The 3,375-nt window shown below is 56.5% G+C and carries 3 protein-coding genes; all 3 read left to right on the forward strand.

All coding sequences use genetic code 11. The features are described from left to right. A partial coding sequence (gene dnaK, locus R6T97_RS07050) for a molecular chaperone DnaK (RefSeq protein ID WP_410348587.1) occupies window positions 1-1,357 on the forward strand: 1,357 nt, incomplete at its 5' end. A 73-nt stretch (window positions 1,358-1,430) separates the two neighbouring features. Next, complete coding sequence (gene dnaJ / locus R6T97_RS07055) at window positions 1,431-2,570, forward strand: molecular chaperone DnaJ (RefSeq protein ID WP_410348588.1); 1,140 nt, start codon at window positions 1,431-1,433, stop codon at window positions 2,568-2,570. 41 nt (window positions 2,571-2,611) lie between these two features. Then, entirely contained in the window at window positions 2,612-3,307 is a 696-nt protein-coding gene (gene radC, locus R6T97_RS07060) for a RadC family protein (RefSeq protein ID WP_410348589.1), read from the forward strand. Window positions 3,308-3,375: the final 68 nt, after the last annotated feature.

The following is a 3,375-nucleotide window of genomic DNA, read 5'->3' on the forward strand; positions in this document are numbered from 1 at the left end:
AGACAGCAAGACAATCGCAGTCTATGACCTTGGCGGCGGTACATTCGACGTGACTATTCTGGAAATCGACGACGGCTTGTTCGAAGTGAAATCCACCAACGGCGACACGTTCCTTGGTGGTGAAGACTTTGACATGCGCATTGTTAACTACCTTGCCGATGAGTTCAAAAAAGAGAATTCAGTTGATCTGACCAAGGACAAGATGGCGTTGCAGCGTCTGAAAGAAGCGGCCGAAAAAGCCAAGATCGAGCTGTCCTCTTCATCCAGCACGGAAATTAACCAGCCGTTTATTTCCATGGGTTCTGATGGTCAGCCGTTGCACATGGTGATGAAATTGACACGTGCCAAGCTGGAAAGCCTTGTCGGCGACCTGATCAAGTCTTCGCTGAAGCCATGCAAGGACGCGATCAAGGACGCTGGCCTGTCCACTTCCGATATCGACGAAGTCGTGTTGGTCGGTGGTATGACCCGTATGCCAAAGGTAAAGGAAGAAGTTGCCAAATTCTTTGGCAAGGAAGCTCACCAGGGCGTGAACCCTGACGAAGTGGTTGCGATGGGCGCCGCCATTCAGGCCGGTGTTCTGCAGGGTGACGTCAAAGACGTGGTTCTTCTCGACGTGACACCGCTTTCCTTGGGTATCGAAACGCTGGGTGGTGTGTTCACACGCCTGATCGACCGCAACACCACGATCCCGACGAAAAAATCTCAGGTCTTCTCAACCGCCGAAGACAACCAGAACGCCGTGACACTGCGCGTGTTCCAGGGTGAACGCGAGATGGCAGCCGACAACAAGATGTTGGGTCAGTTCAACCTCGAAAACATCCCGCCAGCACCACGCGGCATGCCTCAGATCGAAGTGACCTTCGACATCGACGCTAACGGCATTGTTGAAGTCGGCGCCAAAGACAAAGGCACCGGCAAAGAGCAGAAGATCACGATCCAGGCCTCTGGTGGTTTGTCGGATGACGACATCGAGGCAATGGTCAAAGACGCCGAAGCCAACGCCGAGGCCGACAAGGAACGCCGCGAGCTTGTGGACGCCAAGAATCAGGCAGAAAGCCTGATCCACTCGACTGAAAAGTCGATGGAAGAGCACGCTGACAAGGTTGACCCAACCACGATCGAAGCGATCGAGTTGGCAATTGCTGCGCTCAAGGACGATCTGGAAGCTGACAACGCCGACAAGATCAAATCCGGCATCCAGAACGTGACCGAAGCGGCCATGAAACTTGGCGAAGCCATCTACAAAGCCAGCCAAGAAGAGGCCGGTGAAGCAGAACCTGATGCACCGGGCGCAGATGAAGAAATCCTCGATGCGGATTTCGAAGATCTGGACGACAACAAGCGTGACAACTAAGGCGACACGCCTCTGAAGAAAGACCGGCCCAGAAACCGGGCCGGTCTTTTTTCATTCCCAAGGGGGAAATATCATGGCAAAACGTGACTATTACGATGTGCTTGGTGTCGCCAAGGGCGCAGATGCTGCCGACATCAAGAAGGCCTATCGCCAAAAGGCGAAAGAACTGCATCCGGATCGCAATTCTGACAACCCGGATGCCGAAGCGCAGTTCAAAGAAGCCAACGAAGCCTACGAAGTCCTGAAGGACGAGAACAAGAAGGCCGCCTATGACCGCTATGGTCATGCGGCGTTCGAAAACGGCATGGGTGGCGGCGGCGGGCCACGTGGTGGCCAAGGCGATTTTGGCAGCGCGTTCTCTGATGTGTTCGATGATCTGTTCGGTGACTTCATGGGGGGTCGCGGCGGCGGACGCCGAAGCGCGGCACAGCGTGGCAACGACCTGCGCTACAACCTGCGGATCAACCTTGAAGATGCCTTCTCTGGCTTGCAAAAGACGATTGTCGTGCCAACGGCGGTCGGTTGCGCTGCCTGTAACGGCACCGGGGCCGAAGGCGGATCAGACCCGCAAACCTGCCCAACATGTTCCGGCATGGGCAAGGTGCGCGCACAGCAAGGCTTTTTCACGGTTGAACGCACCTGTCCGACCTGCGCGGGCATGGGCCAGACGATCAAGGACCCATGCACAACCTGCCACGGCCAGGGCCGCGTCGAAAAAGAGAAATCACTGTCCGTCAATATCCCGGCCGGCGTAGAAACCGGCACACGTATTCGCCTTGCCGGTGAAGGCGAAGCGGGGATGCGCGGGGGGCCATCGGGTGATCTTTATATCTTTATCGAGGTACAGGATCATCCGCTCTTTGAGCGGGAGGGCGTCAATCTCTACTGCCGCGTGCCGGTGTCCATCGCGACGGCAGCGCTGGGCGGCGAAATCGAAGTGCCCACGATTGACGGTGGCCGCAGCCGTGTCAAGGTGCCTGAAGGCTCTCAATCGGGTCGGCAGATGCGCCTGCGCGGTAAAGGCATGCCTGCGCTACGCGGTGGTGGAACGGGCGATATGTTCATCGAGCTTGCAGTGGAAACACCCGTCAAACTGACATCCCGCCAGCGCGAGATTCTCAAGGAATTTGACCTGTTGAGCGAAGATAACAATCCGCATGGGTCAAGCTTCTTCGACAGCGTCAAAAGCTTTTGGGACTCAATGAAGAGCTAGCGTTAACCACAAAGTAACCAGAGCTTTGGCAGAGTAGGCGCATGACCCACTTTGCCGAAGCGCCCTCTCTTTTTCCTGACCATGACGACGTGACCCGGATTTTGCCTGTGGAAAATGGCAAAGTTCCATCATACCTGCGCGATCATCGCAAACGACTGCGGGAACGCTTCCTTTCAGGTGGCGCCGTCGCGATGCCGGACTACGAGCTTCTGGAGCTTCTCCTGTTTCGCGCGATCCCCAGACAGGACGTGAAACCGCTCGCCCGCACCCTGATCGATACATTTGGCGATTTCAATCGCGTCCTTTCCGCTCCGGCAACGCAACTTTCCACTGTGAAGGGTGTAGGTGATGCTGTGTTGTTGGAACTCAAGATCGTGGAAGCCGCCGCCCACCGGCTTTCCCGTTCAAGGGTTATGCTACGGCATGTGCTTTCAAGCTGGGATGCACTGCTGGATTATTGCCACACGACGATGGCCCATCGCGCAACGGAACAATTTCGCATTCTGTTTCTTGATACCAAGAACACCGTCATAGCGGACGAAGAACAGGCTCACGGCACCGTGGATCATGTACCGGTCTATCCGCGTGAAGTTGTGAAGCGCGCGCTCGAACTCAATGCCAGCGCGCTGATCCTTGTACACAACCATCCATCCGGCGACCCGACACCATCAGATGCCGACATTCAGATGACCCGGCACATTACCGCTGCGGCCAAGGCGCTCACCGTCCCCCCTTGAGGCGTCCCCCCTGCCAGATTTCGGCTCAAAAGTTGCGGCGCCAGCGCCTGCACTCCGCCGTAGCCGAT

The sequence above is a fragment of the Yoonia sp. genome, from assembly GCF_046498525.1.
GTDB lineage: Bacteria > Pseudomonadota > Alphaproteobacteria > Rhodobacterales > Rhodobacteraceae > Yoonia.